The organism is Methyloversatilis discipulorum (genome assembly GCF_000527135.1).
GTDB classification, from domain to species: Bacteria; Pseudomonadota; Gammaproteobacteria; order Burkholderiales; family Rhodocyclaceae; genus Methyloversatilis; species Methyloversatilis discipulorum.
On record NZ_AZUP01000001.1, the window covers coordinates 3132303 to 3150165 of the forward strand.

Sequence of the window (17863 nt, forward strand, 5' to 3'; positions counted from 1 at the left end):
GAGATCTGCCCCGGCGTTCAGTCGGCCAGCGCCTTGCGCGCGGCGTCGAGGTCGTCGCACAGCGTCAGCAGCTGGTCGACGCCGGCCGTCTGCAGCACGCGCCGTATCATCGGCTGCGCACCGAACATGACCAGTTTGCCGCCGCGCGAGGCCTGGCCGCGCGCTGCTGACAGCAGCGTGCGGATGCCGATCGAGGCGAGAAAGCTCACTTCCGACAGATCGACCGCAATCTTGGCCGGGTGCGTGCTGGTGGCGTAAGTGAGCGGCTGGTCCAGCGTTTCCGCGCCTTCGATGTCGAGGCGACCGTCGAGCCGGATCAGGGTGATGCCGCCGTCCAGCGGCTGGCTGTCCATCTTCATGTGCGTGCTCCCGAGGTGTCCGGTCGCCTGCGGCGGCACGACCGGAAAGCCCTTCAGCTTGTTTCATCTGCATGTCAGGCGTGTGACAGCGTCAGTCGGCATCGCGCGATTCGCCCCAGCGCGGCAGCAGCGTGTGTGGAACGCGCAGCTGGTCAAGGATGCGGGCGACCACGAAATCGACCAGGTCGCCGATCTCGCGCGGCTGCTGATAGAAGCCGGGCGAGGGCGGCAGGATGACCACGCCGTTGCGCGACAGGCTCAGCATGTTTTCCAGGTGCAGCGTCGAGAAAGGCGTTTCGCGCGGCACCAGGATGAGGGTGCGGCGCTCCTTCATGACCACGTCGGCGGCACGTTCGATCAGGTTGGACGCCAGACCGTGCGCGATCGACGCCAGCGTGCCCATCGAACAGGGGCAGACCACCATCGCATCGGGCGGATTCGAGCCGGAGGCCGGCGGGCAGTTCCAGTCCTCACGGCCGAACACTTCGAGCTGGCCCGGTGCGGCGTTGAAGCGCGCCGACAGCTCACGCGCCGCCTGCTGAGGATTGGGCGGCAGCACGACATCCATTTCCTGTCGGGCAACGATCTGCGCCACCTGCGAGTACACCAGCCAGACGCGGCAACCTGCGGCCAGCAGCATTTCGGTCAGGCGCAGGCCGTAAAGCATGCCGGAGGCGCCGGTCAGCGCGACGAGTATGGTGGGTGATCGGGGCGTCGAGGTCATGCCGCATTGTCCCGCAACAGCCGGTCGGCGACCACGCCATTGACGATGCCGAACACCAGCGCGGCGGCGAAGAACACCGGCGCCAGATTGAACAGGCCGTCGTGCGGCACCAGCCACAGCCGCGCCAGCACGAGCTGGCCGCCGATGTGGGCGAAGGCCGCTGCGACCGAGCGGCCGACTGGCCCCAGCCAGCGCCAGGGCAGTGTCTGCAGTGCGCCGAGCACCGCCAGGCTGGTCACGGCGCCGGTGGCGGCGAGAAAGAAGCCGGGCGCGAGGAACTGCCCGGCCAGCAGGCTGCCGGCGATCACCCGCAGCACGCTGACCCAGGCGGCGTCGCGCCAGCCGTGGCGGGCCAGCACGATGAGGATGACGATGTTGGCCAGCCCCGGCTTGACGCCGGGCAGCGGGCTCGGAATCGCCGCCTCGATCAGCGACGCGGCGATCGCTGCGGCGGCATAGCGCGCCAGGCGGCGGTCGCGTGCACTCGGCTCGACGTCGACCGCGGCGTTCATCAGAACGCCACCGTGTCCTGCGCGCTGTCCGGTCCGGCCAGTTGCAGCGAAATGTGGCTGGGTGCGCAGACGGCGACCGCACCGGCGCGGGTGAGCCAGCCCTGGTGTACGCAGTACTGACGCGGGCCTGGGTCGGCGGCGACCCGCGCGCGACCCGGTTCGACTTCGATCACGGTTTCGCCCTGCGCGGCCAGCGCGCCGGCGATGGCGACGCGATGCGTGCCGTTCAGTGGTATTTCGGCGACGATGCGGCCATCAAGGCGCACCTGAGCCAGCGTCGGCGCGGCCCGGCCCCACTGCGCCGCCGTGGTGGCGACAGTTGCGGCCAGGCCGGCTGCGATCATCAGCCAGTCACCGGGCCGCAGCCGCGTCATTTGCCGCTCGAAGCCAGCGAACGGTGACGCAACAGCACGCGGGCTTCCTTGCGGAAGTGTTCGGCCAGCCACTGCGTCATGTAGACCGAACGGTGCTGGCCGCCGGTGCAGCCGATGGCCACCGTCAGATAGCTGCGGCTGTCCTTGATGTAGCAGGGCAGCCAGTCGTGCACGAAACGCGCAATGTCGTCGCGCATGCGCAGCACGTCCGGACTGCGCTCCAGATAGTCGATCACCGGCTGATCACAGCCGGTCTGCGGACGCAGAACCGGGTCGTAGTGGGGATTGGGCAGACAGCGCACGTCGAACACCAGATCGGCGTCGAGCGGGATGCCATGCTTGAAGCCGAAGGACTCGAACATCAGCGTCAGGCCGGAGCCCTCGTCGATCTGTACCAGCTCGCGCACCCATTTGCGCAGCACCGCCGACGGCAGGTCACTGGTGTCGATGCGGTGACCGAGCGCGACGATGGGTTCGAGCAGATCGCGTTCGCGGCGGATCGCTTCGGCCAGCGAGGTCTGGTCGTCGCCCAGCGGGTGGCGCCGCCGCGTTTCGGAAAAGCGCGCGATCAGTGCGTCGTCGCGCGCGTCGAGAAACAGCGTCTGCAGTTCGGTGCCGTTGCGCAGCACGCCCATCATCGGCGGCAGAGCGCTCATGCTCTTGCCCGAGCGCACGTCGACCGCCACCGCGACGCGGCTGTAGCCGGCGTCACGCAGATGGCCGACCAGTTGCGGCAGCAGGGGAGCCGGCAAATTGTCGACACAAAAAAATCCGGCGTCCTCCAGCACGTTGAGCGCAACGCTCTTGCCCGAGCCGGACATGCCGCTGATCAGTACCAGGCGCATTGCGCCGCGTCGCGTTTCATTCACGTGGCTTACCTGCGAAAAAGCGTGTTCATGCAAACAACATAGTTGACACTGGGTCTGTGGAAACTACGCTGAATGAGTGCGGTCCGACGGCACGCAGCATCCGAATGCTGCCTCATGTGCTGCCCGACTGCATCCGATTCAGGATGTGGCGTGTAGCAGGGCAATCCGACCGGAGGTGTTCATCATGCGATATCTCAGACTCCAGCGCAGCCAGGCCAACCGTCGCCGTGCCGAGCGCGAAGCCGAGCGAGCCGCACTCCAGTCGCGCTCCCAGCCGGCCCAGGGGGCTCCGGGTTCGCGCGATGCGCCGGCGCCCGACGGCAGCACCAGCGAGCCGCGGCGGCGACGCGAAAACTGAGGGTCGGTTTGTCGCTCACTCTGCTGCCGGCGCCACGCGCCGGTGGCCCTGCGCTTCGCGTTCGAGGATGCGCTCGAGTATCTGCAGCCGCACTTCATCAGTGGTCGAGCCCCAGCAGGCGATTTCGTCGCGCGTGCGCAGGCAGCCGACACAGATGCCGAGTTGTCGGTCGAGTGTGCACACGCCGGTGCAAGGTGAAGCAACCATCTATTCCGTCCTGTAGGCGCGCGCAACGCGCGACGCCACCTGTCTGTCCAGCCGGGCGCTGACCCAGCGCGCAGCGCCGACCAGCTTCCCGAGATCCACGCCGGTATCGACACCGGCACCCTCCAGCATATACACCACGTCCTCGGTCGCCACATTGCCGCTCGCACCTGGCGCGAACGGGCAACCGCCCAGTCCGCCGACCGAGGCGTCGAATACCGCCACGCCGGATTGCAGCGCGGCGTAAACATTTGCCACGCCCATGCCCCAGGTGTCGTGAAAGTGACCCGCGAGCAGATGCACCGGCACCCGCGCCGACACCGCGTCGATCAGTCGCCGGATCTGCTCCGGTGTGCCGATGCCGGTGGTGTCGCCCAGACTGACCTCGTGACAGCCCATGTCGATCAGCTGCAGCGCCATGTCGGCAACGATGCCGGCGGCGACCGGCCCTTCGTACGGACAGCCGATCACGCAGGACAGGTAGCCGCGCACCCGCACATCGCTGTCCAGCGCGCGCCGGGCTACCGCACGCAGGCGCGCCATCGATTCGGCGATGCTGCAGGCGGTATTGCGCTGCGAAAACGTTTCCGACACCGCGGCGAAGACGGCGATGTCGCGGCAGCCGGCTTCGAGCGCGGCGTCCAGCCCTGTGTCGTTCGGTACCAGGCAGGGGTAGCTCACGCCATTGCTGCGCGGCAGACGCTTCATCAGTTCGCCGCTGCCTGCCATGTTCGGCACGCGCTTGGGCGACACGAAGGCGCCGGCTTCGATATCGACCAGGCCGGCGTCGGTCAGTTTCGCGATCAGTGTCAGCCGGTCGTTGATGGACAGTGCGACGCGCTCGTTCTGCAGACCGTCGCGCGGTCCGACCTCGACGATGCGCACGCGCGCGGGCAACAAGCCCATCACGCGGGTCCGGCCGGCACCCAGCCGGGACGGCGGCGTGCGAACAGCGCGTCCAGCCCCTCCTGCGCCTCGGCGCCGGTATCGATACGGTTTTCCATCTCGACGGCGTGATCGAGCGTCTTTTCGTCGGCGCGCGGCCGGCCGAGTGCGCGCACCAGCAGCTTGATCTGCTGCTGCGCACGCGGGCCGCCGAGCAGCAGCGCGTCGACCACCTCGCCGACCGCGTCGTCCAGGTGTTCGGCCGAGGCGACGATTTCCGACAGCAGGCCGATACGGTAGGCCTCGGACGCGGAAAAGCGCTCGCCGGTCAGGAAGTAGCGGCGTGCCCGTGCCGGGCCGATGGCCGCCATCACATAGGGCGCGATCACCGCCGGCACCTGGCCGGTGCGCACCTCGTCGAAGGCGAAGTGCGCGTCGAAACTGGCGATGGCGACGTCACAGGCGGCGATCAGACCGGCCCCGAGTCCGATTGCCGGGCCCTGCACGCGGGCCACCACCGGGCGTATGCACTCGCTGAGCGTGCGCATCAGCCGCGCCGCCAGCGCAGGCTCGACCGCCATCAGACCGCTGCGTTCGAGTTCCATCGGGTCGGCGCCGATGCTGAAGCTGTCGCCCAGCGCCGACAGCACCAGCAGGCGCACGTCGGCATGCGCGACCATGTCGTCGATAGCCGCGATCAGCGATTCGGCAAGCGACGCATCGAGCAGGTTGTGGTGGTCCGGCCGGTTAAGCGTAACGATGCCGATGCCGTCGACGATTTCGGTCAGCACCAGCGCATTCGGGTCCCGCATCAAGGCGCCGCACCCTGCACCAGATGGCCGCCGAGTGCGCGCAGCGGCGCACCCAGTTCGAAGCCCGGCATGACCACCTCGTCGTCGACCGCGTACAGCTGGCAAGGCAGACCCTGTGCCTCGCAGGCGGCGATCGCTTCGCTGGCCGCGTCATCGCCGGCGTTCCACGCCCAGTCGCCATTCATGTTCAGCGCAAACGCGCGCGGGCGCAGCGTGACCTGCAGGAAGCGACCGTAACCTGCACGCCCGCCTTCGTTGAGCAACGGTACCGCCTCGATCAGGTCGACCGGCCGCAACCAGGCGGTCGGCTCTGCAGCATGGACGGTGCACGGCAGCAGCGCGGCGATGCAGGTCAGCAGCGGGCGGTTCCAGTCAGACTTCATGCGGCTTCACTCCCGGTCGTCACGCCGGCCGCCAGCCGGTCGAGCAGGCGGATCGGATCTTCGTCTGAAATGATCAGCTGCCGGTGCGGCGCGCTGAGAAAGCCCTCGCGGGTCGCCTGGTCGAACATGGCGAGCAGCGGATCGAAATAGCCGGCCACGTTGAGCAGTCCACAGGGTTTGTGGTGCAGCCCGAGCTGCGCCCAGGTGAGAATTTCGCACAGTTCGTCCAGAGTGCCAAAGCCGCCGGGTGCGGCAATGAACAGATCGGACAGATCGGCCATCAACGCCTTGCGTGTATGCATGCTGTCGACGACGTGCAATTGCGTCAGGTTGGCGTGCGCCACCTCGCGTTCGAGCAGATGCTGCGGAATGACGCCGATCACCTCGCCGCCGGCGTCGAGTGCGGCGTCGGCGATCAGACCCATCAGGCCGATGTTGCCGCCGCCATAGACCAGGCCAAGGCCACGCACGGCGAGCAGCGTGCCGAGGATGTGCGCCGTTTCTGCGTAGATCGGGGAATCACCGCTGCGTGAACCGCAGAAGACACAGACACGCATGTGTGCAACCGGAAGTCGGAAATCGGGAGAGCGAAGTATGCACGCGCGGCGCGCGTACGGGCAGGGTGGATTGCCGCTTCGCTCGATGACTCAGTCCATGAACTTCGCCTTCACGACGCGCCATTCCTGCGGGCCGTCCAGCGTGCGCGAACAGCCCAGCGGCACCGGTTCGGCACCCGGCTTCATTTCGGTCTTGGAGCGGTCGCCGGTGCCCACGCCCATGTGGTAGCGGTCCAGCCACACCATCACGGTGCGACTCGGGTGGCTGTTGCCGACCAGCAACTGCACCGAATTGCGCGACACGCAGCTGGCGGCGAAATCCTGGCTGAAGGTGACGAACTTGGTCGGATCCTCATCCTCTGCCCGCACAGGCAGGGTCATCAGCAAGGCCAGCAGGGTGATCGCAGCGCGCATGGGTCTCCTCCGTTATCGGCTCATGGGTCTGTGATGCGGTAACGCACCGGGCGTTCCGCCGCCGACGCGCGAGTGTAGCAACAGGCTGACGTCGCCCTTGATATTGCACTGCACAATGACCCGCGTTTCGGGTTACCATTCAAGGACTTCAGCATCCTGGCCCAGACCGACCGCCGTGTCCGCCCACGATCCCGTTCTCGAACCGCATCCCGCAACCGCGCCGCAACCCGGCCGGCTCGCGCCGGTGGTGCGCGGCGTGCACTGGCTACGCATGCCGGTCGCCTTCGCGCCCGGTCATGTAAATGTCTGGGCGATCGAGGACCAGGACGAGCACGGCCCGTGCTGGACCCTGGTCGACGCCGGCTTCCCTGACGACGCCACGCGCGCAAACTGGCTGCAGGCGCTGTCCGGCGATCTGGCCGGTCGCCCGGTGCGGCGCATCCTGATCACGCATTGCCATCCGGACCATTTTGGTCTCGGTGACTGGCTCGCCGGACAGACCGGCGCCCGCATCTGGATGTCGCTCGGCGAGTACCTGACCGCGCAGGCCTGGTTCGGTGACACGCCGGCATCCGGCATCGATCTGATGGCCGATTTCTTCCGTCAGCATGGTCTGCCGCCTGCGCAGACCGAAGCGATGCAGCTCGAAGGCCGGCGCTATCGGCGCACCGTAGGTTCGGTGCCGGTGGCGATGCGCCGCATCCTGCCGGGCGAGGTGATCACCATCGGCGACGACGCCTGGGAGGCACTGGTTGGCCACGGGCATTCGCCCGAGCACCTGTCCTTCTATCGCGCGCACGACCCGGTGCTGATCGCCGGCGACATGCTGCTGCCCACCATTTCGCCGAACACGCCGACCTTGCCTTTCGAACCCGAGACCGACGCCGTCGGTCAGTACCTCGATTCGATCGAACGTTTCCGCTCGCTCGCGGCGGCCACCGTCGTGCTGCCGGCTCACGGCGACCCGTATCGCGGCGTGGTTGCCCGGGTCGAGGCGCTGCGCCTGCATCACGACAAGCGCCTGGCGCAGATCGCCGCGCTGTGCGAAGAGCCGAGACACGCCTTCGAATTGCTGCCGCGCCTTTTCAAGCGCGAACTCGACAGTTTCCAGACCCGGTTTGCCATGGGAGAGGTGATCGCTCACCTGAACCATCTGTGGCAAGCCGGACAACTGCGCCGCCTGCCCGGGCAGGACGGCGTGATCCGATTTACCCAGCCTTGAACCAGCCCAGGGGGAGACCATGAACAAGCCAGCCGCCAAAGACGCCAAGCCCGCAGAACCCGCCACCCTGCCGGACCCGGCCGAAGTCGCGAAGACCTACGCCGAAGTGGCCGAGCGCGCGAGCAAGCTGCTCGGCGAACACGTGCAGCGGCAACTGAAGCGTGGCGTGACGCCGCCGGCCGACGAACTGGGCATCGCCCAGGCCTTCATGGACATGACCTCGCGTCTGCTGTCCAACCCGTACAAGCTGGCGCAGGCGCAGATGGGCCTGGTGTGGGATTACTACACGCTGTGGCAGCAGTCGATGCTGAAGTTCATGGGTGTCGACGCCGCGCCGGTGGTCACTCCGGTCAAGGGCGACAACCGCTTCCGTGGCGAGGAATGGGAAAGCCACTTCCTGTTCGACTTCTTCAAGCAGAGCTACCTGATCGCCGCCCGTCACATCCACGACGTGGTCAGCAACGTCGAGGGCATGGACGACCACACGCTGCAGAAGGTCAATTTCTTCACCCGCCAGACCATCAACGCCTTCAGCCCGAGCAACTTCGCGCTGACCAATCCGGAAGTGCTGCGCGAAACCGTGCGCAGCCACGGCCAGAACCTGCTGCGCGGCTTCAACAACCTGCTGCGCGACATCGAGGACGGCGACGGCCAGCTGCGCGTGCGCATGACCGACACCTCGGCCTTCGAACTGGGCCGCAACGTCGCCACAACGCCGGGCAAGGTGGTGGCCGAAAACGCACTGATGCAGCTGCTGCAGTTCAACCCGACCACCGACACGCAATTCAAGCGTCCGCTGCTCATCGTGCCGCCGTGGATCAACAAGTACTACATCCTCGATCTGCGCGAATCGAACAGCTACATCAAGTGGGCCACCGACCAGGGCCACACCGTGTTCGTCATTTCCTGGGTGAACCCGGACGAGAAGCTGGCCCAGCTCACCTTCGAAGACTACGTGCATCAGGGCCCGCTGGCTGCGCTCGACATGATCGAGAAGCACACCGGCGAGACCGAGGTGAACGCCGCCGGCTACTGCCTGGGTGGCACGCTGCTGGCGACCACGCTGGCCTATCTGGCCGGCAAGAAGCAGAAGCGCATCGCCAGCGCGACCTTCTTCACCACGCTGATCGACTTTTCCGAGCCGGGCGAACTGGGCGTGTTCATCGACGAGAAGGCGGTCGAGGGCCTGGAAAAGAAGATGTTCGAGCGCGGCTACCTCGAAGGCACCGAAATGGCCGGCACCTTCAACATGCTGCGTTCGAACGACCTGATCTGGTCCTTCGTCGTCAACAACTACCTGATGGGTCGCGAACCCTTCCCGTTCGACCTGCTGTACTGGAACTCGGACTCGACCCGCATGCCGGCCTGCATGCACAGCTTCTACCTGCGCCAGATGTACATCCAGAACAAGCTGCGCGAGCCGGGCGGCATCACCGTGCTGGGCGAGCCGATCGACATCCGCAAGATCAAGGTGCCGGTGTACTTCGTGTCGGCCATCGAGGACCACATCGCGCCGTGGAAGAGCACCTATCTCGGCGCCCAGCTGGTGTCGGGCCCCGTGCGCTTCGTGCTCGGCGGTTCCGGCCACATCGCCGGCATCGTCAATCCGCCGGCCGCCAACAAGTACGGCTACTGGACCAACCCCGGCGTGAAGCTGGCGGGAGACGCCGACGAGTGGTTCAACGGTTGCACCCAGCACCCGGGTTCGTGGTGGACCGACTGGCAGGAATGGGTGACCGCGCAGGACGCGGACACCGTGCCGGCACGGGACCCGGCGAAGGGCAAGCTGAAGCCGCTCGAAGACGCGCCGGGCCGTTTTGCCAAGCTGCGCCTGGACACGATGAAGAAGTGATCGCGTTGCCGCGCGCCTGACCGGGCCTGAAGCCGACGCTGCGCGTGCAGGTCACGGGCCCGGGCGGTCGCCGGAGGCGGGTTTGTGCGAGGGGTTTTCTGACGCCGACAGCGACCTGGATCGAAGCCGGCGGATTCCGACAGCCGCGTCGCGGTCAGAAGACCGCTCCCACAGGGGTGGAGCGCCCGATCCACGACCTGTGCCCGGGCGAAGGTTCTGTGGGAGGTGTCTTCTGACCCCGACTACGGCGGTGGGTAGGGCGGGGCGCCGGTTTCGGGCTCTGTCGGCAGCAATCGCTGCCTCCCTCAGTGGCCGCTTCGCTCAGGCCTGGAGCAGAAACCGTGGGAGCGAGCTTGCTCGCGATTGCGGCCTGGATCAAAGCCGGCGGCCAGCAACCGCCGCGTCGCGGCCAGGGCCGCTCGCACAGCGATGGCGCCTGATCAGAGGGTCTCGGGCGGCGGGGCGTAGCCGGTGATCAGTTCCAGCAGTTCGGCCTCGTTGTAGGGCTTGCCGAGGTAGTGGTTTACGCCGATCTCGCGCGCGTAGGTCTTGTGCTTTTCCGCCGTGCGCGAGGTGATCATGATGATGGGGATGGCCTTCGTGCGCGCATCGGCACGCACGTTGCGCGTCAGATCGAAGCCGTCCATGCGCGGCATTTCGATGTCCACCAGCATCACCGCCGGCTCGGTGTCGATCAGCTTTTCCAGCGCGTCCACGCCGTCCTTCGCGGTCACCACGCGATAGCCCTCGCGCTCCAGCAGACGGCTGGTAACCTTGCGCACGGTCAGCGAGTCATCGACCACCATGATCAGCGGCGCTTCCACCGCCTGCGCCACCGGTGCCATCGTGCGCACCGGCTCGTCGGCCGAGGTCGCGCGCAGCAGTTCGCTGCGGTTGCGCGCAGCGATCGCCACCGGGTTGATGATCAGCGTCACTTCGCCGTCGGGCAGCACCGTGGCACCGGAAATGCCGACCAGCTTCGACAGCTGCGGGCCGACCGGCTTCACCACCACTTCCTGGTTGCCGCGCAGCGCATCGACCTCCAGCGCCATGAATTCGTGGCCGCTGTTGATCAGCAGCGCCCAGCTGCCGGGCACCGGCTGGCTGTGACCGTCGCCGAGCAGGCGCGGCAGGTACTGGTAGCGGTAATGCGTGCCCAGCCACTCCTGTCCGCCCGCCTCGCGCAGCGCCTCGCCGGCGTCGCCCTTCAGTTCGCGTGCGTGCTGCACCATCGACGACGGAATCGCGTAGGTCTTGCCGGCGCTGCTCACCAGCACCGACTGCGTCACCGCTAGCGTCATCGGCAGCGACAGCCGGAAGCGCGTGCCCTGGCCCGATTCGCTGGTGGTTTCGATGCGGCCGCCGAGCGCGGTGGTCGCGTTCTTCACCACGTCCATGCCGACACCGCGGCCGGCCAGCTCGGACACCGCCGCCGCGGTCGAGAAGCCCGGTTCGAAGATCAGCCCGGTCAGGCGACGTTCGTCGACCACCTCGTCCGGCGCGATCAGGCCGCGCTCGACGCCGCGTGCGCGGATGCGGTCGAAGGCGAGGCCGGCACCGTCGTCGGCCAGTTCGATCACCACTTCGTTGGTCTGCTGGGTCAGCGTGATCACGATCTCGCCGGTTTCCGACTTGCCGGAGGCCGCGCGTGCTTCGCGTGACTCGATGCCGTGCGCCACCGCGTTGCGCAGCAGGTGCTCGATCGGGCCGGTCATCTGCTCCAGCACTTCGCGGTCCAGTTCGATCTGCGTGTTGCGCAGTTCGAGGTTCACCTTCTTGCCCAGCTCCTTGGCCGACTGCCGGGCGACCCGGTAGAGCCGGTCTTCCAGCGTCGAGAAGGGCACCATGCGCACCGACATCAGCGCCTGCGACAGTTCGCGGTTCAGGCGCGCCTGCGACTGTATGGCGGTGTCGGCGGCGTCGAGGTTGCGCACCAGGTTGTACTGCACGGTGGTGACGTCGGACAGGCTTTCGGTCATCAGGCGCGACAGTTCCTGCAGCCGCGTGAAGCGGTCCATTTCCAGCGGGTCGAACTGTTCGTGATGGGCTTCGGCCGCCGCCATGCGCGACTGCATCTGGCTTTCGGCGTGGATCTCGATTTCGCGCAGCTGGCCGCGCAGGCGCTGCACGTTCTCGGTCAGGTCGTTCAGCGAGCCGCGTAGCGCGCGCAGTTCGCCCTCGATGCGGGTGCGCGCGATGCTCATTTCGCCGGCCTCGTTCACGAAGCGGTCGACCATGTCGGAGCGCACGCGCACGGTGGGCCGCTCGCGCACGGTGCCGGCCTCGTCGTCGCCGGCCGCCGGCGCGGGTTGCGCAGCGCCGTCGCCAGCTGACAGGGCTTCCTGCGGCTCGCTGGTCTCGCCCCGTTCCAGCCGGGCGACCAGTTCTTCGCAGCGGTCGTAGGCCATTTCGAGTTCGTCGAGCACGGCCGGGCGTTCGTCCGCACTGCAGGGCGCTTCGATCACGCCCTCCATGCTGTGCACCAGGTCGCCGAAGCGCATGACGCCCGCCATGCGCGCGCTGCCCTTCAGCGTGTGCAGCTGGCGGCGCAGCATGTCGGAAGCCGACAGCTGCTCCGGCTGTTCGCGCCATGCGCGCAGTTCGTGGCCGATGTCGCGCAGCAGGTCGTGCGCTTCCTCGATGAAGATGGGCAGCAGCTGCGGGTCGATGTCGTCGGCGACGCGCGGTGTGTCCGCGGCCTCGGCCGTGTTTCGCGGCGCTGCGCCGCGCAGGATGTCGGCCGACGGCGGCAGGTCGCTGGTCTGCGGCAGCACGTATTCGTCCGGCAGCGCCACCTTCTCGAAGCGCATGTCGTCGTCCGTCAGCGCTTGGCCAAGCTCGGTCTCGTCGTCTGCGACCGTCATGTCCTCTGCCGCCTGCTCGGGCGGCAGTTCCAGCGACGGTTCCTCGAGCAGCGGGGCTTCGACCGCCAGAACGTCGTCGTCGGTCGTCTCGGGAGCCGGTTCGGGCTCGGGCTGGGTGTTGCCGTCCGCGTCGAGGCCGCAGCGGAAGCCGTCGCGGTCGCTCAGTACCGAACGGGCGCCGCTGTCGGCCGGGGTGATTTCGTCGATGTCGGCGGTGCCGACGTCCAGATCCGGTGCGGAAGGGATGTCGTGACTGCCGGCCGGCATCTCCAGCACCGGCAACTCGACGGCCGGGCGGGTGTGGAAGAACAGCGCGTCGAGCTGTTCGACCAGGGCCGGCGCGGCGTGCGCCTGACCACCGTCGGCGATCGCGCCGACCTGGCTTTCAAGCGTGCTGGCGGCCGTGTTCAGCAGCGCCGACTCATGGTCGGCCGGCGGCTCGCCGTGCGCTTCGCAGCGGCTCAGTGCGTGCTCGAGCGCCTTTGCCAGCGCGCTGATGTCGGGCTGGCCGACGGTCAGCGAAATGCCACCCAGCGTGTGTGCGGCGATCAGGCTGTCCTGCGTCGGCAGCAGCGACGGGTTCAGGTGCAGACGGGCAAGTTCGCGCCGCAGCGTCGCCAGATGTCCGCGCGCCTCGGCGACGAACAGGTCGAACAGCGTGCGGTCGGTGCCGGCGTCCAGCGCCAGGTCCTCGGCGTCGATGTCAGCCGTGATGTCGATTGCTTCCGGGCTGTCGATGACGGCCTCGGCTTCGCTGGCGACGGGCAGGCCGAGGTCCAGATCGAGATCGAAATCCGGCGCGGTCGCCTCGACCACCTGCGGCGCCTCGTCCAGTTCAATGACGCCGGACGGTGTGTCGGCCTCGTCGAGGTTGAAATCGAGGTCCATGTCGAGCTCGATGTCGAGCGCGCTATCGTCCGGTGCGGCCGCCGCCTCGATGGCGACCGGCGTGGCCGGGGCGGCTTCGCTGTCGTCTGGCTCGCCACCGAACAGCGCCGCGCAGGCGGGCGGCAGCCAGCCGTGTTCGGGCGTGGCGGTGTTGCCGTCGGCCAGCTGTTCGACCCAGCCGGCAAACAGGTCGCGCGCGCGGTCGAGCAGGTCGAACAGTTCGGGCGTGCCGTCGCGCTCGCTGGACAGCCAGCGGTTCATCACCTGCTCGATCGCGTAGGCGCTTTCGCCGAGGTCGCGCAGGCCGACCATGCGGCCGCTGCCCTTCAGCGTGTGGAAACCGCGGCGCAGCGCGGTCAGCAGCTCCTGGCTGTGCGGCGCCTGACGTGCGGCGGCGGTGCCGGCGGCGATGCTGTCGAGGACTTCGCGCGCCTCCTCGATGAATATTTCGAGCAGTTCGGCATCGAATTCTTCCTGACTCGCTTCGGCGAGACGTACCGTGTCGGCCGACGGCGCCAGCGACTCCATCGGCGTTTCGGCAAGTGCCTGTACCGCCTCGCCAACCGCGTCGTCGCCGGCCTTCAATGCGGCGAGGGCTTCGCCGACTCGCTTTTCCAGCTTTTCGTCAGCCAGCAGCTTGGCGTCCTGGCGGATGGTTTCGAGCGACTGCCGCAGCTCGTCGCGCGTACGCTCGTCGGCGTCGCCGTGCGCCAGCCGGTCGAGCAGCTGGGTCGCCTCGTTTCGCCGCGCCGCCAGTTCCGACTCGACGCTGGCTTCGTCCGCCTCGATCGGCGTGTCGCCGGCCGCCGGTGCGCTGCCACGCGGGTTCAGGATGGCGTCGAGATCGGCCGGGCCGTACTGCAGCTTGTCCACGAAGAAGCCGAGGCCGGACAGCTGGTGCGCCAGCGCCTCGAATTCGCCGTCGGCGGCGATGTGGTCAGGTTGCGCCATGCGGGCGATCTGCTGCGTGCAGCGCCGCACCAGCGACACCGCGGCGTCCTGGCCCAGCATGTTCAGGGCACCTTCGACCTGCTTCAGCGGCGCAGCCAGCGCCGCCAGTTCGGCGGCCTTGGCGGGGTTGCGGAAATAGGCGTCGAGCTGCTGTTCGACCTCGGTCAGGCTGGCCAGGATTTCGCGCGCGACCTGGCCCATGAACAGCCGCTCCTGGGCGCGGCGCGACATTTCGTCGAACAGCGGAATCTGCATCGCCGGCAGCGTTTCGCCGCGCCGGGCGCGCGTCAGTCGGTCGATCAGCGTATCGACCTGGGCCGGCAGGTCATCGCTCTGGGCGCGGCTGAACTGTTCGACCAGTGCGTCCATCACCAGCAGTGCGGTGGCGACTTCCATCGCCAGGTTCTCCTGGTGCTGCAGCGGGTCGCGGCGCAGCCACTGTCCGAGGTCGAGCAGTGCCGCGGCGAGCCGGGCGAGGTCGGGCTGGCCGACCCGCGCCGCCGACGCGACCATGGATTCACATTGTTCGTGGAACTGCGGCAGCGCAACGGCGGCGCCGGACGAGAAGCGCGTCCACGCCTCCTTGGCCTGACCGAGCGACTCGCGCAGTGCGGCCAGCGCCGGGCGCAGCGCGGCGATGTCGTCGCGCGCGTCGGCGTCGGTGGCCACCAGGGCGTCCAGCCGGTAGGTGTCGCGCACCGCGCGCAGCGCCGGCGTCGGGTGCTCGGCGGTGGCGATGAAGTACAGCGAGTCGCGCATCAGCCGCTCGGCCACGCCGCGCGAGCCTTCGAGCAGGCGGCGCATCTGCACGTCGATGCGCGCGCACAGCCGCTTGATGAAGAAGTCGCTCTGGATGGCGCCCTGCGCCATGCCGTCGAACAGCGCGCCGGCCACCCACCAGAAGGCACGCGTGGCCGGTGCGGTCTGCGTCTGTTCGATCGCGCCGACGGCCTGGCGCATCTGCAGCAGGCCGTCGCGGTCGTCGCGCAGGAAGCGCAGCAGGCCACGTTCGAACTGGCTGCGCGCGCTGCGCAATGCGCGCGCGCGGTCCAGCGGCGACAATGCGGCGGCAGCCGACGGGGCAGGCGGCGGGCGCAGTGTCAGATCGGGGAAGAACAGCTCCGACGGCGCCACCACGGCTTCGCCACGAAGTGCCATCAGGTCGCGGTAGAGCGACATCAGTCGCATCGGCTGGTCGCTGCCGCCGGCCACCAGTTCGTCCAGGTGGGTGCGTATGGCGGCGATCGCGCGCTGCGCGACGGCGCCGGCGGTGCCGGTATCAACCAGCCGGCCGCCGTGCCAGTCGGCCAGCGTCTGTTCGAGCGCGTCGCAGAAATGGGTCAGGCCGTCGAGGCCGACGATGGCCAGTGCGCCGCGCGCCTGGTGCAGATGGGTCTGGGCGAATTTCAGCGCCTCTGCACCGCTGCCGTGCTGCCCGTCGCCGAGCGCTTCTGCTGCACGCACGAGGGCGAGGTCGATCTCGCCGCGGACCCAGATCAGCGGGCCCAGATCCTGTTCGCTGGTGGAGGTGCTCATACCTTGAAGCCCGCGACCGAGCCCTTGAGTTCAGCGGCGAGGTCCGCCAGCTGGCCGATGGACACCGCGGTCTGTTTGGTGCCGACCGTGGTCTGCTCCGTGATGCGCAGGATGCCCTGCATGCCCTGCGCCACGCGTGTGGCCTGTTCCGCCTGCACCTGGGCGGACGACGAAATGCGTTCGATCAGCTGCGCCAGTTCCGACGACACGGTCGAAATCTCGCCCAGTGCCTGACCGGCGGCGTCTGACAGGCGTGCCCCCTCGACCACGCCGCGGGTGGAATTTTCCATGGCCGCCACGGCGTCCTGGGTGTCGGTCTGGATGGTGCGGACGATGGCGGCGATCTGCTTGGTCGCCTCGGCCGAGCGTTCGGCCAGCCGCTGCACCTCTTCGGCCACCACCGTGAAGCCGCGGCCGGCCTCGCCCGCGCTCGCTGCCTGGATGGCGGCGTTCAGCGCCAGCACGTTGGTCTGTTCGGTAATGTCGGAAATGAGCTCGACGATTTCACCGATCTCCTGCGAGGATTCGCCCAGCCGCTTGATGCGTTTCGACGTTTCCTGGATCTGCTCGCGGATGTCGTTCATGCCGCGGATCGAGTTCGACACCGCGGTCGAGCCGTTCTGCGCGGCGGCCAGTGACTGGCGCGCCACCTGCGCCGAGCGGGTCGCCTCCTGCGATACCGTGTTCATCGACTGCGCCATCGCCAGTACCGACTGGCCGGATTCGGTCACTTCGCGCGACTGCTTTTCCGCCGCCGTCAGCAACTGGGTCGAGATGCGCTGCGCGGTTTCCGACGCCTCGGTCACGCGGCCGGCGGCGTCGTTGATCCGCTTCACCAGCACCGACAGTTCCTCGATCGTGTAATTGACCGAGTCGGCGATGGCGCCGGTAATGTCTTCCGACACCGTGGCGCGCACGGTCAGGTCACCGTCGGCGAGGTCGCCCATCTCGTTCATCAACCGCAGGATGGCCTGCTGCGTCATGTCCTTCTCGCGCTTGGCTTCCTCGCGCGAACCTTCGGCCTGCAGCCGCTGTTCGTTCTGGTCCTCGTTGTAGGCGCGCACCATCAGGAACACGCTGATCAGGGCCAGCAGCACGCACAGCGCGCCGGCACCGGCCAGCGCCAGCCGCCCTTCGCGCTCGGCGACATAGCCGGCGCCCAGTTCGTCGGTCAGTTTCGACAGCGTCGCCGCCTCGGCGATCACGGCGGCTCCGGCCTTGCGTGCGCCGGCCAGCGCTTCGGGTTTGTCGAGCTCACCGGCCAGCACGCCAAGCGGGCCGTCGATGACCGCGCGCGCGCTGCTGAAGGTGTCGCGCGCCGCGCCTTCGGCCAGCGTCTCGATCTGCTGTGCGGCGTCGCGCAGCGCGGGCACGTTGCGGGCGAGCGTCGCCGGCGCGTCGGCTGCGGTCGCGTGCGTGCCGGCCTGAACCTGACTGAGCACGGTGGCGAAGCCGTGAAACAGGTTGCCGTCCTTGCCGGCCCGCACGACGGCAGTCTGCGCCGCGGCGGCGGCCAGCGCCGGCGCCTGCTGGTCGAGCGCGCGGGCGGCGTCGCCCAGCGCACGCAGCGCCTTCTCCTGCGCCAGCACGGACGATACGTTCTGATCGAAACCGGACCAGGCCGCGTCGAGCTGCTGCAGCGAACCCTGCACCGCACCGGAACTGGCCGGCACGTCGACACCGTCGATCTCGCCGCCCTGGGTGACGCGGTCGAGCAGCCGGAAGAAGGCGTCGCGCGAGGCAGCCAGTTCGGCGAAGGCGGCCGATTCGCCGGCCAGCGCCTGGTGGGCTGACTTGGCCATGCTCTGGCTCAGCGTGCGCATCTGCCCGGCAGCCGACACGTAGCTCGCGTTGTAGCGGGTGATGCGCAAGTCCTGCCAGACCAGGAAGGCGGCGATCACTATGAAGAACAGGAAGAGCGTACCGAGTACGCGCACCTGCTGTTCGAGCGGCAGGTGACCGATCAGCGGCAGCCGCCCGCGCAGGAAACCGAGGGTGCCGCGCGGCGCGGTGGGTGCGCTGCCGCCGTCGGCGGGACGGGCGGACTTCAGTCCTGGGATGTTCAGTGCCATCGGAGCTATTCCTGGAGGGCTGTTCGG

16 protein-coding genes are annotated in these 17863 nt (G+C 68.2%); 3 read left to right on the forward strand and 13 right to left on the reverse strand.

The genetic code is table 11. The features are described 5' to 3' along the window. Positions 1-17: 17 nt before the first annotated feature. The 5 genes from METFAM1_RS0114590 to rapZ all read right to left on the reverse strand — a co-directional run bounded on the left by METFAM1_RS0114590 (position 18) and on the right by rapZ (position 2814). Positions 18-359 carry an STAS domain-containing protein gene (locus METFAM1_RS0114590; protein WP_024300726.1) on the reverse strand — a complete coding sequence of 114 codons (342 nt, stop codon included), beginning with the start codon at positions 357-359 and terminating at the stop codon, positions 18-20. A gap of 91 nt (positions 360-450) precedes the next feature. After that, positions 451-1083 carry a flavin prenyltransferase UbiX gene (locus METFAM1_RS0114595; RefSeq protein ID WP_019916103.1) on the reverse strand — a complete coding sequence of 211 codons (633 nt, stop codon included), beginning with the start codon at positions 1081-1083 and terminating at the stop codon, positions 451-453. Beyond that, positions 1080-1595, reverse strand: coding sequence for a Gx transporter family protein (locus METFAM1_RS0114600; protein ID WP_019916104.1), 516 nt, complete (start codon positions 1593-1595; stop codon positions 1080-1082). Before METFAM1_RS0114600 ends, METFAM1_RS0114595 begins: the two co-directional genes overlap by 4 nt. After that, positions 1595-1969 (reverse strand): NusG domain II-containing protein, encoded by a 375-nt coding sequence (locus METFAM1_RS0114605; RefSeq protein ID WP_019916105.1) that lies wholly within the window; start codon positions 1967-1969, stop codon positions 1595-1597. Before METFAM1_RS0114605 ends, METFAM1_RS0114600 begins: the two co-directional genes overlap by 1 nt. Continuing rightward, the gene (gene rapZ / locus METFAM1_RS0114610; protein WP_024300727.1) at positions 1966-2814 is read right to left on the reverse strand and encodes an RNase adapter RapZ; all 849 of its coding nucleotides are present in this window, start codon (positions 2812-2814) and stop codon (positions 1966-1968) included. Before rapZ ends, METFAM1_RS0114605 begins: the two co-directional genes overlap by 4 nt. Before the next feature lie 208 nt (positions 2815-3022). On the opposite strand from rapZ, the gene METFAM1_RS21070 reads away from it, so the two are divergent. Beyond that, the gene (locus METFAM1_RS21070) at positions 3023-3196 is read left to right on the forward strand and encodes a hypothetical protein (RefSeq protein ID WP_020166353.1); all 174 of its coding nucleotides are present in this window, start codon (positions 3023-3025) and stop codon (positions 3194-3196) included. A 15-nt stretch (positions 3197-3211) separates the two neighbouring features. On the opposite strand, the gene METFAM1_RS0114620 is transcribed toward METFAM1_RS21070, so the two are convergent. The 6 genes from METFAM1_RS0114620 to METFAM1_RS0114645 form a co-directional block, all read right to left on the reverse strand. Then, positions 3212-3403, reverse strand: a complete 192-nt coding sequence (locus METFAM1_RS0114620; RefSeq protein WP_024300728.1) for a DUF1289 domain-containing protein — start codon at positions 3401-3403, stop codon at positions 3212-3214. Next, complete coding sequence (locus METFAM1_RS0114625) at positions 3404-4306, reverse strand: hydroxymethylglutaryl-CoA lyase (RefSeq protein WP_019916110.1); 903 nt, start codon at positions 4304-4306, stop codon at positions 3404-3406. Further along, positions 4306-5097, reverse strand: coding sequence for an enoyl-CoA hydratase-related protein (locus METFAM1_RS0114630; RefSeq protein ID WP_019916111.1), 792 nt, complete (start codon positions 5095-5097; stop codon positions 4306-4308). Before METFAM1_RS0114630 ends, METFAM1_RS0114625 begins: the two co-directional genes overlap by 1 nt. Beyond that, positions 5097-5480 carry a hypothetical protein gene (locus METFAM1_RS0114635; protein WP_019916113.1) on the reverse strand — a complete coding sequence of 128 codons (384 nt, stop codon included), beginning with the start codon at positions 5478-5480 and terminating at the stop codon, positions 5097-5099. Before METFAM1_RS0114635 ends, METFAM1_RS0114630 begins: the two co-directional genes overlap by 1 nt. Then, positions 5477-6037, reverse strand: a complete 561-nt coding sequence (locus METFAM1_RS0114640; RefSeq protein ID WP_019916115.1) for an LOG family protein — start codon at positions 6035-6037, stop codon at positions 5477-5479. The genes METFAM1_RS0114635 and METFAM1_RS0114640 overlap by 4 nt, the downstream gene beginning before the upstream one ends. 90 nt (positions 6038-6127) lie before the next feature. Further along, positions 6128-6451, reverse strand: coding sequence for a hypothetical protein (locus METFAM1_RS0114645; RefSeq protein WP_019916116.1), 324 nt, complete (start codon positions 6449-6451; stop codon positions 6128-6130). Positions 6452-6626: 175 nt separating this feature from the next. On the opposite strand from METFAM1_RS0114645, the gene METFAM1_RS0114650 reads away from it, so the two are divergent. Beyond that, complete coding sequence (locus tag METFAM1_RS0114650; RefSeq protein ID WP_019916118.1) at positions 6627-7673, forward strand: MBL fold metallo-hydrolase; 1047 nt, start codon at positions 6627-6629, stop codon at positions 7671-7673. A 19-nt stretch (positions 7674-7692) separates the two neighbouring features. Then, complete coding sequence (locus METFAM1_RS0114655; RefSeq protein WP_019916120.1) at positions 7693-9525, forward strand: PHA/PHB synthase family protein; 1833 nt, start codon at positions 7693-7695, stop codon at positions 9523-9525. A gap of 440 nt (positions 9526-9965) precedes the next feature. Here the strand turns inward: METFAM1_RS0114655 and METFAM1_RS0114665 are convergent, their stop codons facing one another. Further along, positions 9966-15764, reverse strand: coding sequence for a FimL-related protein (locus tag METFAM1_RS0114665; RefSeq protein ID WP_019916121.1), 5799 nt, complete (start codon positions 15762-15764; stop codon positions 9966-9968). Continuing rightward, positions 15761-17836, reverse strand: a complete 2076-nt coding sequence (locus tag METFAM1_RS0114670; protein WP_019916122.1) for a methyl-accepting chemotaxis protein — start codon at positions 17834-17836, stop codon at positions 15761-15763. The genes METFAM1_RS0114665 and METFAM1_RS0114670 overlap by 4 nt, the downstream gene beginning before the upstream one ends. Between the last annotated feature and the right edge of the window lie 27 nt (positions 17837-17863).